This is a genomic window from Streptomyces tibetensis, from assembly GCF_040647715.1.
Lineage (GTDB): Bacteria > Actinomycetota > Actinomycetes > Streptomycetales > Streptomycetaceae > Streptomyces > Streptomyces tibetensis_A.
Genome location: NZ_JBEZCR010000002.1, coordinates 30,442 through 46,208, shown reverse-complemented (window position 1 = coordinate 46,208; position 15,767 = coordinate 30,442). Strand labels below are relative to the sequence as shown.

Genomic DNA, 15,767 nt, shown 5'->3' with positions numbered 1-15,767 from the left:
CCATGCCGCCTCGACCCTAAAGCCCCTGATCAGGCTCGGCGGCCGGAGAGCGGGCAGCTCCAGCCACCCGGCGGGGCAACTCCCTCCGGTCGGCTGGGACATCACATGCTTCTGCCGGACACCGCCGTGACAGGCGCAGTTCCTTGCTCCCCGTCTCCCCCTGCCTGACCTCTCCGCTCGCGGCGGCCCAGCCCGCTGGAAGGCCCCTCAGGCGATCGCATAGTCACCGATCGCCGGTTCCAGGAGGTCGAAGGCGCGTGCCGCTTCCGTCGTGATCGTCCGGGCGATCCCGTCGTTCGTGTGGCCGGCCAGGGTCAGATCCTGGATGCGCGGGAACAGGACGCGGTGCACGGCGCCGAGCAGGCCGGCGACCGTGCGGACGGTGATGTCGTCCGGCCGCGCACCGACGGCCTCGGCGAGGGCCTCGGCCAGCAGGTGTTCGCGCTGGTCGTGCAGGCTGCGCAGGCACGCGGACAGGGTGGGGCTGTCGGCGATCATGCGGGAGAAGTCCGGGCCGGCGAATCCGGCGACCGGGTCCTGCGCGGCGACGGCGGCCTCGAAGGCACGGCGCAGCGCCGCCAGGGCGGACTCCCCGGGGCGGCGTGACGTGACGACCCGCGCCGGCGCGGCCGCGGACTCGTCCTGGTGGTCGAGGGCCAAGTCCTCCTTGCGCGCAAGGTAGTTGGTCACCGTCTTCTTCGCGACCCGGGAAGCCGCTGCGATCTCGGCGATGGTCGTGTCCTCGAAGCCCTGCTCGATGAAGAGCCGTGTCGCATGGTCGGAGATCAGCTGTCGCGTCTCCTGCTTCTTCGCCTCCCGCAGGCCCAGCGGGGCGGTGACGCCGACTGGGGCGGCACTGGCTGCTGCGCTCATCTCGGTTTCCACTGATTCGCCTCCCTCACCCGTGACGACGCCGCCGTCGACATCGTCCTGCTCCGAAGAGGCACCGACGTCCTGCCGCCCGAACAGCGCGACCGGCACGCCGACGGCCTGATCCTCGCCTTCACCGTCACCGGCCTCGAGGCCGAGGAGAAGCGCCTGCGCTCCGAAGGCGTCGACATCACGATGCCCCTGCGGGAAGAGCCATGGGGAGAACGCCTGTTCCAGGTCACCGACCCCAGCGGGGTCATCGTCCAGCTCGTCGAATGGGCCACACCGGACCAGGTTTGATCACACCTGCTCAGCGCTTGATCCATTCTGATTCCCGGCCCATCGCACAGACCCGGAAGAGGGAGCACCGCATGCGAAAGCTCGTGTACTACATCGCCACCACGCTGGACGGTTTCATCGCGGGCCCGGACGGTGCCGACCCCACGGGCCCGGCCGGCTTCTGGCCGATCCCGGCGGACTACGTCCAGTACCTGGCGACGGAGTACCCGGAGACCCTGCCCGTCCAGGCCCGGGCGGCGCTCTCCGTCACCGCGGAGGGCACGCACTTCGACACCGTCCTGGAAGGACGGCGCAGCTACGAGATCGGTCTCAAGGCCGGCGTCGACGACGCCTACCCCCACCTGCGTCACCTGGTCTTCTCACGGACGCTCACCGAGGCCCCGGCCCCGGCCGTCGAACTGGTCGCCGGCGACCCCGTGGAGAAGGTGCGGCAACTGAAGCAGGAGGACGGCAAGGACATCTGGCTGCTGGGCGGCGGGGAACTGGCCGGTGCCCTGTACGGCGAGATCGACCAGCTCGTCCTCAAGGTGGCCCCGTTGACCATCGGCGCCGGAATCCCGGTCTTCTCCCACAAGGCCGCCTTCGATCCGCGCGGCTGGGAGCTCACCGGCCACACCGTGCTCGACAGCGGCGCGGCCTTCGTCACCTACACGCGCGCCACCGGGAACTGAACCCGAGCGACCGCGGTTCCGGTGCCGGCGCCTTTCCGGGCTCCGGCACCGGAACCGTCCGTGGTGCTCCCCACGGCCCATGATGCAGGGCACGGAGCCGGATCGGCATAGTTCATCGACGACCTGCTCGAGAGCCGTCTGACCACGCATCAGGGCGCGGCTGAAGCGGTACGTCAGCCAGGCCGTCGTGAGCCCGCACACGGCCCCCGCCGTGAGGGCGACCGCGGGACCGGCATCCGCCGCGGAGCCGGCGATGGCGCCGCCGAAGCCGGTCATCGCCAGGAACCCGGCGACGACCGGCAGCGACAGCCAACCGTCCAGGGCGCTGCCCGGCGCGCCGTCGAGCACACCGTCCAGCACCCCGTCGAAGACCAGCGACAGGGTGAGCAACGCGACCCCCGTGATGCCCAGTCCCAGAAACCAGACCATGCGCGCCGTCCCTCCCGCCCGCCGCTGAACTGCGACTTGACGGGATCCTCACACGTGAGGAGGGGCCGTTTCATTGCCGTGTTCGGGCAATCTTTACGGGCCTTTCATGCCGGACTCCTACGCGGTGGGACCCGGGCAGGGGGATGAGGCGGGCCTCGAACGGGCAGGACCGGTGCGGCAGAAGTCGGTGACCTGAGGGGGCCCCGTGCGTGAACTCGCGGACGCGATCGAGTCGATGGAACAGCTCGCCACGGTGTGGCGGGCCATGGTGCTCGACCGGGACCCGCAAGCCGATGTGCGGGACCTGCCGGGCATCGCCGTGCGGTGGGCCGACTGCCGGTTCGCCTTCTGGAACTGCGTGACCCTGACGGAGGCCGGGGCGGACGCCGGGGTGCTGAAGCAGCGGCTGAACGAAGCCGCGGAGATCATGCGCACGAAGTCCCACCCGGGGTTCCTGTGGGTCTTCGAGGCCCTGCTCGACGACGGGGCGCGCGCCGCGCTGGGGGCGGCCGCCGAGCAGGCGGGCCTGCGGTACGCCTTCCCCGGCACCGGCATGGCGGGAGACCTGCTGCCCCTCCCCGAGCCCGCCCATCCCGAGCTGACCTTCGTACGCGTGGACAGCGACGAACTGCTGCGCGCCTACGCGGACATCAACTCGCGCGCCTACGGTTTCCCGCTGGAGGACGGGCGGGACGGGCTCGCCGGGTCCTCGCTGTGGAAGAGCAGGGTGTACGCGTATCTGGGGCTGCGCGACGGGATCCCCGTGACCTGTGCCGCCACCGTGGAGGCGGACGGACGGCTCTTCGTCGTGCTCGTCGCCACCGACCCGGCGTGGGAGCGGCGGGGCTACGGGGAGGCCGTGACCCGCAAGGCACTGTACGAGGGTGCCCGGGTTACCGGCCTGACCCGCGCGACCCTGCACGCGACCGCCGCCGGGGCGCCCGTGTACCCGCGGATCGGGTTCCGCCCGAATTCGCCGATCGGGTTCTACGCCCTCGCGGACTGACCACCCACCCGGGCGCGCCGCCGGGCTGCCCCGCGCGGCCTGCCCACCGGGGCCTCGCCGCAGCTCAGCGGCCGGGCGCGCGTCACAGGGCACCCGGGTCGCGGGCCGGGGCCCCTGCCGGGAGGCCCGGCGGGTACGCGGGCCGGGGGCAGACCGCCGGGGGCCCGGCGAGGTCAGTCGATCCCTCCGCCCACCGTGAACCCGGTCACCGTCCCGCCCCCTTCCCGCCGGAACGCGAACGGCGCTCCGCCATGGGCGAGGGCCACCTCGCGGACGATGGACAGGCCGAGGCCGGAGCCCGGCAGGGAGCGGGCGTCGGCGGCGCGGTAGAAGCGGTCGAAGACCCGGGTCAGGTCGCGCTCGGCGATGCCCGGGCCCCGGTCGAGGACCTCGACGCGGATCCGGCCGGGCCGGGCGGGCCCCGAGATGACGATCTCGACGGGGGCCCGGCCGCCCTGGTCGAACTTGACCGCGTTCTCGACGAGGTTGGACAGCGCCCGGGTCAGCATCCCGGGCCGCCCGTCGGTCGTGGTGTCGCCGCTGACGCGCAGCAGGATCTCGCGGCCGCTGCGGCGCCGTGCCGCCCCCGCGACCTCCTCGGCGATGTCGGCGACGTCCACCCGCCGCGGCGGCTCGGTGTCGGACTGTCCGGCCGCGAGATCCACCAGCTCGTTGACCAGGTCGGTCAGCTCCCGGGCCTCCTGCCCGAGGTCGGCGACCAGCTCCTCGCGGGCCTTGGGCGGGAGCTCGTCGATCCGGCGCAGCAGGGAGATGTTGGTGCGCAGCGAGGTCAGCGGCGTGCGCAGTTCGTGGCCGGCGTCCTGGACCAGCCGGCGCTGGTCCTCCTCGGACTGCGCGAGCCGGCCCAGCATGCGGTCGAAGGCCCGGCCGAGGCGGCCCACCTCGTCGTGGCCGGCCACGGGCACCTGGATGCCCAGTCTGCGGGTGCGGGCGACGTCCTCGGCGGCGTCGGTCAGCACGACCAGGCGGCGGGTGATCCGCCGGGCCAGCCACCAGCCGAACAATCCGGCTCCGATCACCACGGCCGCCATCAGCAGCAGCGTCCGCTGCTGGAGGGCCCGCAGCAGGTCCTCGACGTCGCTGAACTCCTGCGCGACCTGCACCGCGCCCCGGCCGCCGCCGAGGGAGACGGTGGCGACGCGGTAGACGTCGTTGCCCACGTCGACGTCCTTGTGCTCGGCCACCTGCCCGGACAGCGCCTGGGCGGCGATCCGCGCATCGGTGCCGGTGACCGGCAGCCCCGGACTGCCCGCGTCGACGACGTGCCCGTCCGGGCCGAGCACCTGCACGTCGGTGCGGGCCGGCCGTACGAGGTCGTGGCCGGGCGAGGCGGACGAGAAGTCGCCGGGCGTCATGTGGTTCTGCCGCACCTCGTCGCGCAGGTCCTGCACGACCTCGTCGAACACCGTCTGCTGGTCCACGCGCACCAGCCGGGCGGCGGCGCTGTACGACAGGATGCCGACCAGGATCGTCACGGCCGCGGTCACCGCCGCGAACGACACCGCGAGCGTGGTGCGCAGCGAGACCAGCTTCGGCCGCCGCCCGGCCAGCAGGCGACGGAGGCGGCCCACTCAGTCCTCCCGCAGCACGTAACCCACGCCGCGCACCGTGTGGATCAGCTGCGGCGCGCCCGGCTCGTCGAGCTTGCGGCGCAGATAGCCGACGTAGACGGCGAGGTTCTTCGAACCGGGCCCGAAGTCGTAGCCCCAGATCCGGTCGTAGATCGTCGAGTGGTCGAGGACGATGCCGGCGTTGCGCACCAGCAGTTCCAGCAGCTCGAACTCGGTGCGGGTCAGTTCCAGTTCACGCGCGCCCCGCCAGGCCCGGCGGGCCTGGGGGTCCATGCGGATCCCGGCCGCCTCGAGGAAGCGCTCCGACAGCGGCCTGGGCACCTCGGCGGCGGGTGCGCTGCCGGCCCCGACCGGGCTGGTGCGGCGCAGCAGGGCGCGCAGCCGGGCGAAGACCTCCTCCACGTCGAAGGGCTTGACCACGTAGTCGTCGGCGCCCGCGTCCAGCCCGGCGATCCGGTCGGCGGTCTCGACCAGGGCCGTCAGCATCAGCACCGGTGTCCGGTCGCCCTCGGCGCGCAGCACCCGGCACACCTGCAGTCCGTCGATGCCGGGCATCATCACGTCGAGCAGGAGCACGTCGGGGCGGTTGCGGTGGGCCTGCGCCAGCGCCTCGACACCGTCGGCGACCGCCATGACCTCGTAGCCCTCCAGGGTCAGGGCACGCTCCAGGGCGTTGCGGATGGCGCGGTCGTCTTCGGCGAGCAGCACGGTGTGGGGCACGCGTCCAGTGTGCCAAGCCGCCCGGCCCCGGGGACCGTATGCGCTGCGCCGGGGCGTCCTTCTTACTCCCCTCTCACCAGCGGCCGGGCAACCTCGCAGCCGGGCCCTACCGTGCCCTCACCCTCGGGCCCGGGCGAGTCGGGCCGCGTGCGTCGGGGCGTCCGGGACGTCGGCCGGGCGGTCCACGGCGAACTCCTTGCGCAGCACCGGCACGACCTCCTCGCCGAGCAGGTCGATCTGCTCCAGCACGGTCTTCAGCGGCAGCCCGGCGTGGTCGATCAGGAACAGCTGGCGCTGGTAGTCGCCCGCGTACTCGCGGAAGGCCAGGGTCTTCTCGATGACCTGCTGCGGGGAGCCGACGGTCAGCGGCGTCTGCTCCGTGAAGTCCTCCAGCGACGGCCCGTGCCCGTACACCGGGGCGACGTCGAAGTAGGGGCGGAACTCGCGCACCGCGTCCTGGGCGTTCTTCCGCATGAACACGTGCCCGCCGAGGCCGACGATCGCCTGCTCGGCAGTGCCGTGCCCGTAGTGGGCGTAGCGCTCGCGGTACAGCTCGACCATGCGCTTGGTGTGGTCGGCCGGCCAGAAGATGTTGTTGTGGAAGAAGCCGTCGCCGTAGTACGCGGCCTGCTCGGCGATCTCCGGGGAGCGGATCGACCCGTGCCAGACGAACGGCGGTACGCCGTCCAGCGGGCGGGGTGTGGCCGTGAAGCCCTGCAGGGGCGTGCGGAACTTCCCCTCCCAGTCGACGACGTCCTCACGCCACAGGCGGTGGAGCAGGGCGTAGTTCTCGACGGCGAGGTTGATGCCCTGGCGGATGTCCTGCCCGAACCAGGGGTAGACCGGGCCGGTGTTCCCGCGGCCCAGCATCAGGTCCACCCGGCCGTCGGCCAGGTGCTGGAGCATCGCGAAGTCCTCGGCGATCTTCACCGGGTCGTTGGTGGTGATCAGGGTGGTGGCCGTGGAGAGGATCAGCCGCTCGGTGCGGGCCGCGACGTAGCCGAGCATCGTCGTGGGGGACGAGGGCACGAAGGGCGGGTTGTGGTGCTCTCCGGTGGCGAAGACGTCGAGGCCCACCTCCTCGGCCTTCAGCGCGATGGCCACCATCGCCTTGATGCGCTCGCGCTCCGTGGGCGTCCGGCCGGTGGTGGGGTCGGGCGTGACGTCGCCGACGCTGAAGATCCCGAACTGCATGCTCGCTCACCCTCCAGGTTGTTTATCGTTCAACCATAACCTGGGAACGACGGCCCATGGGGCGCTATTCCCAGGAGCGCGCCTGCGTGGGCGATGCACATGAGGAAATCCCCCCTCCAGCCAGATCGAGCGGGGACCTGGGCACAGGAGTCGACCACCGAGGCCATCAACGTCCGACCAGTCGCCCAAGGGACCTGAACCATGACCGCAGAACCGTCATAGCCGGTTGCCACCTGAAGCGCACCCGTGTTAGAACCGTCAAAGGTGGTTCCACTTCGCCTTGGGGCACCGCGGAATCGTCCGAGCGCAGGAGCGGGTGCACCCGACCGCCGACTCCGCCGACTCGGGGACTCGACGGAGATCGATCACCGCCGGCGTCGAGGGCTCTGGCACGTCCCGCCACAACCGGAGGTAGTTGACGATGGTGGATTTAGCAGTACTGCCAAGCTACATAGCGGTGATTCTGCTCTTTCTCGCTCCGCCCGGTCCCGATATGGCCTACATGCTCGCAGTCGGCCTTGAAGGGGGTCGCCTGCCCGCACTGAAAGCCATCCTCGGCATAGGAACAGGCATGAGCGCCTATGCTGCCGCTGCCGTTGCCGGAATGGGGGAGGTCGCTCGCTCGCATCCATCGGTGCTCGATGCGGTGAGAATACTGGGTGCAGCGTATTTACTGTGGTTGGCATACGTGACCATGCGAAATGCGCGACGCGCGGTCAACGGACACCTCGATATCGCGACAGGCAGGTGGTATCTGCGGGGAGCATGGGTAAGCCTGACGAATCCGAAAATAATCCTCTTCTACCTCGCAGTGCTCCCGCAGTTCATAGGAAGCGCGGCGAATCCCGAATTACAGATGGCCGTTCTCGGTGCCATCAACGTCGCGATGGAGGTAGTTCTTTACGGGGGCATCGGAGTGTTGGCGGGATTTTTTCATGCACGACTCACCGGCTCCACGAAAGGGACGGCCGTGCTGAATTATGCCGCGTGTGCCGTCTATGTTGCGCTGGCATCGGCGATCACTGTCGAGATTCTCATGGCCTGAGAGGGCCATGCAGTCCCCTGCCCGTGCCCAGGCCCCCGACACGCCGTCGAGAGCCCGGGCCGGACACCGAGCCCCCCCCGGGTGTCAGGGCACGAGCACCAGCCGTCCCCGTACGCCGCCCCCGTCGAGCCGGGCATGCGCCTTGGCCGCATCCTCCAGCGCGAACGTCTCGGCCACCCGCGTCGTCAGCACCCCCTGATCCACCAGCCGCACCAGCTCCGCCAGCTGCGCCCCGTCCGCGCTCACCTCGACCGCGCCCGTCCGCACTCCCCGGACGGAAGCCGGCTCCGCCTGCGGGATGACCCCGACGTACCGGCCCCCGTCACGCACCGCGGCCAGGGCCGGCTCACCGAGAACGGCGGCGTCCAGCACCGCGTCGAACTCCCCGACCGGGACGGCACCGCCGACGAAACGCCCGGCCCCCAGCGACCGCACGAACGCCCCGTCCCCCTCCCTGGCCAGCCCGGCCACCGGTATCCCCCGGTGCGCGGCCAGCTGGACCGCGTATCCACCGACCGCACCCGCCGCACCCGTCACCAGCAGCGACCGGCCCGGCGTCAGCTCCAGCAGGTCCAGGGCCTGCAGGGCGGTCAGCGCGTTCAGCGGCAGGGTCGCCGCGTGGACCGCGTCCACCGAGGCAGGCGCCAGGGCCACGGCGTCCGTGTCCACGACCACGTACTCGGCATGGGTGCCCAGCGGCTTGACCATGCCGTAGTCGAGCGCCACCACCGCGTCCCCGACACTCCACGCACTGGCCACGCCCACGGCGTCCACCGTCCCGGCGACGTCCCAGCCGAGTCCGATCCGCTTGCCCGCACCCCCGAAGACACCGGCCCGCACCTCCGCGTCCACGGGATTCAGCGAGGCCGCCGCGACCTTGATCCGCACCTGACGCGCACCCGGCTCCGGCACCCCGGCCTCCACGACCTCCACAGCCTCCGGCCCACCGAACGAGTTCACCACAACAGCACGCACAGCGACGCTCCTTGGATTGTCGGTACCCGGGACGTCCTCCCGGCCCGCACAACCCTAGGAAGAGTTACTATCCATCGGTAAGTAGTTACCTGCGAGTGCGTACGTACCCCGGAGGTGAGCCATGGCCACGATGACGGCGGCCCAGCGGCGCGAGCAGGCCCGCATCGAGTACGACGCCTTCCTCAAGAGCTGCCCCACCAACCAGCTCCTGGACCGCATCAGCGACAAGTGGGTCAGCCTCGTCGTGTCCGCCCTCGCCCCGGGCCCCCTGCGCTACAGCGACCTCGGCCGCAAGATCGCCGGCGTCAGCCCCAAGATGCTCACCCAGACCCTGCGCTCGCTCGAGCGCGACGGCCTCCTCACCCGCACCGTCACCCCGTCCGTCCCCGTCCGCGTCGACTACGAACTCACGCCCCTGGGCCACAACCTGGCCCTCCTCCTGACCGCCGTGAAGGACTGGGCCGAGAACCACTTCGACGAGGTCAGGGACGCCCGCGAGCGCTACGACGCCGAGACCCAGGCCGACTGACACCCGCGGCACGACCGGGACAGACCGGGCGTGCGAAGCTGACCGCCATGTTCGTACTCCGCTCCGCCGCCCTGTTCGTCCTCGCCGCCCTGCTGGAGATCGGCGGCGCGTGGCTGGTCTGGCAGGGCGTGCGCGAGCACAAGGGCTGGCTCTGGGCGGCCGGCGGCGTCCTCGCCCTCGGTGCCTACGGCTTCGTCGCGACGTTCCAGCCCGACGCCCACTTCGGCCGCGTCCTCGCCGCGTACGGCGGGATCTTCGTGGCCGGTTCGATCCTGTGGGGCGTGGTCGCCGACGGCTACCGCCCGGACCGCTGGGACATCACGGGCGCACTGGTCTGCCTCGCGGGCATGGCCGTCATCATGTACGCCCCGCGGGGAAACTGACCACCCTCGGAGGGGGCTCAGAACGGCTCGTCGGGCGGGAGCAGCCCCAGCTGCCCCAGGAAGTCCATCTCGTCGAAGTACAGCCGGTAGTCGACGATCCGCCCGTCCTTCACGGTGGCGATGTCCACCCCGCGGATCCGGACCTCCTTCTGCGTCGGCGGCAGCGTCTCCCCGTTGGGCAGCTCCAAGGGCCCGGTGTTCCGCCCGCGGTAGACCCCCTCGTCGATCGCCGTGTCACCGGCCTCGTAGGAGTGCAGCGCCTCGAACGTCGCCCCGGGGACGGCCTCGGTCATCGTCCGCCAGTACGCGACGATCGCGTCGCGTCCGCGCAGCTCGCCCTCGTCGGGAGTGAAGGCCACCGCGTCCTCGGCGTAGAGCTCGGCCACGACCTTCAGATCGGTGTGTGCGGTGACCGCGTCCGTGAGCCGGTCCATGACCTCACGCGCCTCACCCATGATCCACCTCCGGGAGAACAGGGGACCACCCAGCCCCATTGTCCCACCGCGGGGCCCTTCTATCCTGGCCGCACGCCCCGGCGCAGACGCCCGCCGGCCCACCCACCCGAGGAGCTCCCATGGCCACCGCCGCCCCGTCCGCAGCCTCCCGCATCGCCGTCGTCACGGGTGCGAGCAGCGGAATCGGAGCCGCCACGGCCCGGCAACTCGCCGCGGCGGGCTACCGCGTCGTCCTCACCGCGCGCCGCAAGGACCGCATCGAGGCCCTGGCCGAGGAGATCAACGCGGCGGGCCACCAGGCCACGGCGTACGCCCTCGACGTCACGGACCGCGCGGCGGTCGACGAGTTCGCCACGGCGTTCAGGACGATCGGCGTGCTGGTCAACAACGCGGGCGGCGCGCTCGGCGCCGACCCGGTCGCCACCGGCGACCCGGACGACTGGCGCCGGATGTACGAGACGAACGTCCTCGGCACCCTCAACCTCACCCAGGCCCTCCTGCCCAAGCTGATCGCGAGCGGCGACGGCACGGTCGTGGTCGTCTCGTCCACCGCGGGCCACGGCACCTACGAGGGCGGCGGAGGCTACGTCGCCGCCAAGCACGGCGCCCACGTGCTCGCCGAGACCCTGCGCCTGGAGATCGTCGGACAGCCGGTCCGCGTCATCGAGATCGCCCCCGGCATGGTCAAGACGGACGAGTTCGCCCTGACCCGCTTCGGCGGCGACGAGGAAAAGGCGGCGAAGGTCTACGAGGGCGTCGCCGAACCCCTCACCGCCGACGACGTCGCCGACACGATCACCTGGGCGGTCACCCGCCCCGCCCACGTCAACGTCGACCTCCTGGTCCTGCGCCCCCGCGCCCAGGCGTCGAACACGAAGGTGCACCGGGAGGCGTAGAGCCGGAAAGTGCACCGGGAGGCGTGGAGCCGCCCGGTGCACCGGAAGGCGCAGGGCCCGCCGGTCAGCCCTTCACGCAGACGACCTGCTTGAGCTTCGCGACGACCTCGACCAGGTCCCGCTGCTGGTCGATGACCTGCTCGATCGGCTTGTAGGCGGCCGGGATCTCGTCCACGACACCGGAGTCCTTGCGGCACTCCACACCCTGGGTCTGCTGCTCCAGGTCCTTCGTGGAGAACCGGCGCTTGGCCGCGTTGCGGCTCATGCGCCGGCCCGCGCCGTGCGAGGCCGAGTTGAAGGACTTGGCGTTGCCGAGGCCCTTCACGATGTACGAACCCGTGCCCATGGAGCCGGGGATGATCCCGTACTCGCCGGAGCCGGCCCGGATCGCGCCCTTGCGGGTCACGAGCAGGTCCATCCCGTCGTAGCGCTCCTCGGCCACGTAGTTGTGGTGCGCGCTGATCTCCGGCTCGAAGGTGGGCTTGGCCTTCTTGAACTCCTTGCGGATCACGTCCTTCAGGAGCGCCATCATGATCGAGCGGTTGTACTTCGCGTACTCCTGCGCCCAGAACAGGTCGTTGCGGTACGCGGCCATCTGCGGGGTGTCCGCCACGAACACCGCGAGATCGCGGTCGATCAGACCCTGGTTGTGCGGGAGCTTCTGGGCCACACCGATGTGATGCTCGGCGAGTTCCTTGCCGATGTTCCGGGAACCGGAATGCAGCATCAGCCAGACAGAACCGGTCGTATCCGTGCAAACTTCGACGAAGTGGTTGCCGGATCCGAGCGTACCCATCTGCTTACCGGCCCGCTCGTGACGGAACTTGACCGCTTCCGCCACCCCGTCGAACCGACCCCAGAAGTCGTCCCAGCCGCCCGTGGCCATGCCGTGGAAGCGCCCCGGATCCACCGGGTCGTCATGCATCCCCCGGCCCACCGGAATGGCCTGCTCGATCTTCGACCGCAGCCGCGACAGATCGCCCGGCAGATCATTGGCGGTCAGGGACGTCTTCACCGCCGACATTCCGCAGCCGATGTCCACCCCCACCGCCGCCGGGCACACCGCACCCCGCATGGCGATGACCGAACCGACCGTCGCGCCCTTGCCGTAGTGCACGTCGGGCATGACGGCCAGGCCCTTGATCCACGGCAGCGTGGCGACGTTCCGCAGCTGCTGGAGCGCGCCCTCCTCGACCGAGGCCGGGTCGGTCCACATCCGGATCGGTACCTTCGCACCCGGTATCTCTACGTACGACATAACGCCCTCAATCCCCCGTAAACGAACAGAAGTCCTCAACAGCAAATACCGGAGCCAAGGTCGACGAAAAGGAAATCGGACCGGCGTCCACGGCAGTGCGTGCGATACACATTGTGTCCATCGCCCGCTGTACGGCGGCAAGCCAATATCCGTGTCGAGAGGAGCCACCACGTGCAACGGAAGGCGTGGGTACCCGGGATCGCCGCGCTCCTCGCGGCGGTACTGGCCGGCTGCACCGGCGGCTCGTCCGACGGCGGCCCGACGGACGACTCCAACCCCGGCGACACCGGCACGGCTTCTCCCGCCGCCGAGCCCGGCCGCTATCGCACCCTGCCCGAGCCCTGCGCCGAGGTCAGCGAGAGCACGCTCGACGAACTCCTCCCCGGCATCCGGCAGATCAGCGACGAGGAGCAGCGCGACAAGGCCTACGAGGGCGAGCCGACGAGCACGTTCGACACCGACCGCAAGGTCGGCTGCCGCTGGAAGGTGGACTCCCCGACGGCCACCGACCATCTGCTGATCGACTTCGAGCGGGTCGTCTCCTACGACAACGCCGTCAGCGACGACAGCCAGGCCGAGCAGCTCTTCGCGGAGCGGGAGGCCTCGGCCCACCTGCCCGAGCCGACCACCACGGAGACGGCGGCTTCCGGCAGCACTCCGGCGGGGGGTGCGGCCGCGTCGCCGAGCGGCTCACCGGCCCCCTCCGGCTCCTCGTCGCCCTCGGTGCAGCCTTCCGCGACCCCGACCGATCTGCAGCCCCGGGTGCTGGAGGACCTCGGCGACGAGGCCTTCCTCGACGACGGGCTGAGCAGCTCCGGTTCGACGGCCAAGCAGCGGACCGTGACTGTGGCGTTCCGCACGTCCAACGTCATCGTGACCATCGAGTACGCGGAGCAGCCGGCGAGTGTCGGTGTCGTCCCGGACAGCAAGGAAATGCAGGACAGGGCGCAGAAACTGGCCTCCCAGCTGGCGGATTCGCTGAGCGACTGAGGCCCCTTCACGGCCCCTTCACCCTCACCCGCGAGGCACACGAAGGAAGAACACATCGCTGCCTCACCGCGTACCGTGACCACTCGGACCCGTTCCGACCGCAGGGAACCACGAGCGTCATGAGTGAAGGAACCATGCAGCGACGAGTAGAGCGAGACCAGCGAGCGAAGCGCCTCAACCGCGTCCTTGTCTGCGCGGCCGCCGTCCCCGTGATGCTGGTCGCCGCCGGCTGCTCCTCGGACTCCGGCTCCGGCGACAGCACGGACAAGGCCGCCGAGGCAGCGGCGTCGGCGTCCTCGAGCCCGTCACCGACGGTGCAGGCGGCGGCGTACGACAAGCTTCCGGAGCCCTGCAAGGCGCTCTCGAAGAAGACGCTGAAGGACCTCGTGCCGAAGAGCAAGTCCGGCAAGGAGGGCAAGTCGGACGACATCTCGACGCGTGCCGGCTGCTCCTGGGACAGCCTCGACAACAACGGCGTGAAGGGCTCGCAGTTCCGCTGGCTGAACGTGTCGATGCTGCGCTTCGAGTCGGACGTCAACCGCGGCCCGGCCGACAAGCAGGCCCAGGCGTACTACGAGAAGCAGGTCCAGGAGGCCCAGGCCGCCGAGGACGCGAAGGGCGTCAAGTCGGAGTCGGTGGCCGGCACGGGCGACCAGGCGACGGCCGTGCACTACGACCTGAAGAAGAAGGAAGGCACCTTCAAGCAGCAGACGATCGTGGCGCGCGTGGAGAACGTCGTGGTCACCCTCGACTACAACGGCGCCGGTCTGGCCGGTGACAAGACGCCCGACGAGGGCGACCTGCTGAAGGACGCGAAGAAGGCCGTCAAGGAAGCCGTGGACGCGGTGTCGACGGCGAACGGCAAGGGCGGCGGCGCGGCGGACGGTGCCCCGTCCGCGGGCGCGTCCGAGTCGTCGAAGCCGTCGAAGTCGCCTTCGAAGTCGGCGTCCAAGGAGGCCTCGGACGAGTCCTCGAAGGGCGCCTCGGCCTCGCCGTCGGAGAAGCCCGCGTCGAAGAGCTGAGCAGTTCCGACAGGAACCGGCCACCCGTTCCCCGCACACATGTGCCACCCTGTTGCGCGCAACAACACGCAAGGGGAGGGGAGTACGGGTGGCCGCGCCACTGCAGCTGACTCGGATGCACCGCGTTCTCATCGGCGTGGTCGTGGCCGGTGCCGTGATCATCGCCGGTATCGGCTTCGCCGGTTCGTACGCGGCGGTCCGCGAGTTGGCCATCAAGAAGGGCTTCGGGAACTTCTCCTACGTCTTCCCGATCGGCATCGACGCGGGCATCTGCGTCCTGCTGGCCCTGGATCTGCTCCTCACCTGGATCAGGATCCCGTTCCCCCTCCTGCGTCAGACGGCCTGGCTGCTGACGGCGGCGACGATCGCCTTCAACGGCGCGGCCGCGTGGCCGGATCCGCTCGGTGTGGGCATGCACGCGGTGATCCCGGTGCTGTTCGTGGTCGCGGTCGAGGCGGCCCGGCACGCGATCGGCCGGATCGCCGACATCACGGCCGACAAGCACATGGAGGGCGTCCGTCTCACCCGCTGGCTCCTCTCCCCGGTCCCCACGTTCCTGCTGTGGCGCCGCATGAAGCTCTGGGAGCTCCGCTCCTACGAGCAGGTCATCAAGCTGGAGCAGGAGCGGCTGGTCTACCAGGCGCGGCTGCGGTCGCGGTTCGGGCGGGCCTGGCGCAGGAAGGCGCCGGTGGAGTCGCTGATGCCGCTGCGGCTGGCGAAGTACGGGGTGCCGTTGGCGGAGACGGCTCCGTCCGGCCTCGCGGCGGCGGGGATAGAGCCGGCGCTGATCCCTCCGGGGCCGGAGTCGGACACAGGCGTGGCTGCGGGCAGTCGTGCCGCTGGGGCGGCACAGTTGGGCGCAACGACAGCACCTCCCAGCGAGCAGCGACCGCAGCTCGAGAGCAACCACAGCGCCGAGCAGCCTGACCCCACACCCGAACCGGACGAGAGCCCCTGGTTCAACACCCCGCGCGAGGTCGAGTACCAGGGCGGCTACGACCCGGCCTACGACCCTGACCAGTACGCCCAGTGGATCGCCGAGCCCTCGCAGTCCGAGCAGTACCCGGACCGGCCGCAGGAGGGCTTCTCCCCGGAGGACACCGGCAGTTTCCCGATCCCGGTGGGCCCGAACCGCACGCGTGAGCTGGGTGACGGCGGCGGCACACCTCCCACGGAGCCGGACGAGGAGGCGTACTACCAGGTGTTCCGTGAGTCGATAAAGAGCGGAAACGGAGCGCCCACCCCGCGCGGCTTCATCGCCGACGTCGAGGCGACGTACGGCGTCGCCCTGGAGGAGGCCGAGTCCAAGCGCATGGTGAATCGGTTCTCCAACCGCCTCAACGCAGAGCTGGCGGAAGAGCACATCGCATGACGAAGGGGCCCTGACAACCAGGGCCCCTCCTCTTACACGGCGGCTACCGATTACACGGCG

17 protein-coding genes and 1 pseudogene are annotated in these 15,767 nt (G+C 70.6%); 11 read left to right on the top strand and 7 right to left on the bottom strand.

The features are described from left to right. Positions 1–207 precede the first annotated feature (207 nt). Positions 208–873, bottom strand: coding sequence for a TetR/AcrR family transcriptional regulator (locus AB0B29_RS04795; RefSeq protein ID WP_362234047.1), 666 nt, complete (start codon positions 871–873; stop codon positions 208–210). A 15-nt stretch (positions 874–888) separates the two neighbouring features. Between AB0B29_RS04795 and AB0B29_RS04790 the strand changes: the two are divergent. The 4 genes and pseudogenes from AB0B29_RS04790 to AB0B29_RS04775 form a co-directional block, all read left to right on the top strand. Next, positions 889–1,170 (top strand): annotated as a pseudogene (locus tag AB0B29_RS04790) (VOC family protein); the annotation flags it as partial. A 71-nt stretch (positions 1,171–1,241) separates the two neighbouring features. Then, positions 1,242–1,841, top strand: coding sequence for a dihydrofolate reductase family protein (locus AB0B29_RS04785; protein WP_362234044.1), 600 nt, complete (start codon positions 1,242–1,244; stop codon positions 1,839–1,841). Between the two features lie 253 nt (positions 1,842–2,094). Further along, positions 2,095–2,298, top strand: a complete 204-nt coding sequence (locus tag AB0B29_RS04780) for a hypothetical protein (protein WP_362234042.1) — start codon at positions 2,095–2,097, stop codon at positions 2,296–2,298. Between the two features lie 177 nt (positions 2,299–2,475). Continuing rightward, positions 2,476–3,276, top strand: a complete 801-nt coding sequence (locus AB0B29_RS04775; protein WP_362234040.1) for a GNAT family N-acetyltransferase — start codon at positions 2,476–2,478, stop codon at positions 3,274–3,276. A 173-nt stretch (positions 3,277–3,449) separates the two neighbouring features. On the opposite strand, the gene AB0B29_RS04770 is transcribed toward AB0B29_RS04775, so the two are convergent. The 3 genes from AB0B29_RS04770 to AB0B29_RS04760 form a co-directional block, all read right to left on the bottom strand. Beyond that, complete coding sequence (locus tag AB0B29_RS04770) at positions 3,450–4,868, bottom strand: sensor histidine kinase (protein WP_362234037.1); 1,419 nt, start codon at positions 4,866–4,868, stop codon at positions 3,450–3,452. After that, a complete protein-coding gene (locus tag AB0B29_RS04765; protein WP_362234034.1) occupies positions 4,869–5,588 on the bottom strand; it encodes a response regulator transcription factor in 720 nt (239 codons plus the stop codon). Between the two features lie 117 nt (positions 5,589–5,705). Beyond that, positions 5,706–6,782: an LLM class flavin-dependent oxidoreductase gene (locus tag AB0B29_RS04760; RefSeq protein ID WP_362234031.1), complete on the bottom strand. Its 1,077-nt coding sequence runs from the start codon at positions 6,780–6,782 to the stop codon at positions 5,706–5,708. Between the two features lie 421 nt (positions 6,783–7,203). Between AB0B29_RS04760 and AB0B29_RS04755 the strand changes: the two genes are divergently transcribed. Further along, a complete protein-coding gene (locus AB0B29_RS04755) occupies positions 7,204–7,827 on the top strand; it encodes a LysE family translocator (RefSeq protein ID WP_362234028.1) in 624 nt (207 codons plus the stop codon). Positions 7,828–7,911: 84 nt separating this feature from the next. Here the strand turns inward: AB0B29_RS04755 and AB0B29_RS04750 are convergent, their stop codons facing one another. Further along, entirely contained in the window at positions 7,912–8,802 is an 891-nt protein-coding gene (locus AB0B29_RS04750) for an NADP-dependent oxidoreductase (RefSeq protein ID WP_362234026.1), read from the bottom strand. Positions 8,803–8,923: 121 nt separating this feature from the next. Between AB0B29_RS04750 and AB0B29_RS04745 the strand changes: the two genes are divergently transcribed. Both AB0B29_RS04745 and AB0B29_RS04740 read left to right on the top strand, forming a co-directional pair. Then, positions 8,924–9,331: a winged helix-turn-helix transcriptional regulator gene (locus AB0B29_RS04745; protein WP_362234023.1), complete on the top strand. Its 408-nt coding sequence runs from the start codon at positions 8,924–8,926 to the stop codon at positions 9,329–9,331. A gap of 47 nt (positions 9,332–9,378) precedes the next feature. Next, the gene (locus tag AB0B29_RS04740; RefSeq protein WP_351637858.1) at positions 9,379–9,714 is read left to right on the top strand and encodes a YnfA family protein; all 336 of its coding nucleotides are present in this window, start codon (positions 9,379–9,381) and stop codon (positions 9,712–9,714) included. 17 nt (positions 9,715–9,731) lie between these two features. On the opposite strand, the gene AB0B29_RS04735 is transcribed toward AB0B29_RS04740, so the two are convergent. Continuing rightward, positions 9,732–10,169 carry an ester cyclase gene (locus AB0B29_RS04735; RefSeq protein WP_362234020.1) on the bottom strand — a complete coding sequence of 146 codons (438 nt, stop codon included), beginning with the start codon at positions 10,167–10,169 and terminating at the stop codon, positions 9,732–9,734. 119 nt (positions 10,170–10,288) lie between these two features. On the opposite strand from AB0B29_RS04735, the gene AB0B29_RS04730 reads away from it, so the two are divergent. Further along, positions 10,289–11,065, top strand: coding sequence for an SDR family NAD(P)-dependent oxidoreductase (locus tag AB0B29_RS04730; protein ID WP_362234017.1), 777 nt, complete (start codon positions 10,289–10,291; stop codon positions 11,063–11,065). A 64-nt stretch (positions 11,066–11,129) separates the two neighbouring features. On the opposite strand, the gene AB0B29_RS04725 is transcribed toward AB0B29_RS04730, so the two are convergent. Further along, positions 11,130–12,323, bottom strand: a complete 1,194-nt coding sequence (locus AB0B29_RS04725; RefSeq protein WP_362234014.1) for an RtcB family protein — start codon at positions 12,321–12,323, stop codon at positions 11,130–11,132. A 171-nt stretch (positions 12,324–12,494) separates the two neighbouring features. Here AB0B29_RS04725 and AB0B29_RS04720 point away from each other — a divergent pair, with 171 nt between their 5' ends. From AB0B29_RS04720 to AB0B29_RS04710, 3 genes are all read left to right on the top strand, one after another. Then, on the top strand, positions 12,495–13,313 hold the full coding sequence (locus AB0B29_RS04720) for a DUF3558 domain-containing protein (RefSeq protein ID WP_362234011.1): 819 nt from the start codon (positions 12,495–12,497) through the stop codon (positions 13,311–13,313). 119 nt (positions 13,314–13,432) lie between these two features. Beyond that, complete coding sequence (locus AB0B29_RS04715) at positions 13,433–14,335, top strand: DUF3558 family protein (protein ID WP_362234009.1); 903 nt, start codon at positions 13,433–13,435, stop codon at positions 14,333–14,335. A gap of 88 nt (positions 14,336–14,423) precedes the next feature. Then, positions 14,424–15,707 carry a DUF2637 domain-containing protein gene (locus tag AB0B29_RS04710; RefSeq protein WP_362234006.1) on the top strand — a complete coding sequence of 428 codons (1,284 nt, stop codon included), beginning with the start codon at positions 14,424–14,426 and terminating at the stop codon, positions 15,705–15,707. Positions 15,708–15,767: the final 60 nt, after the last annotated feature.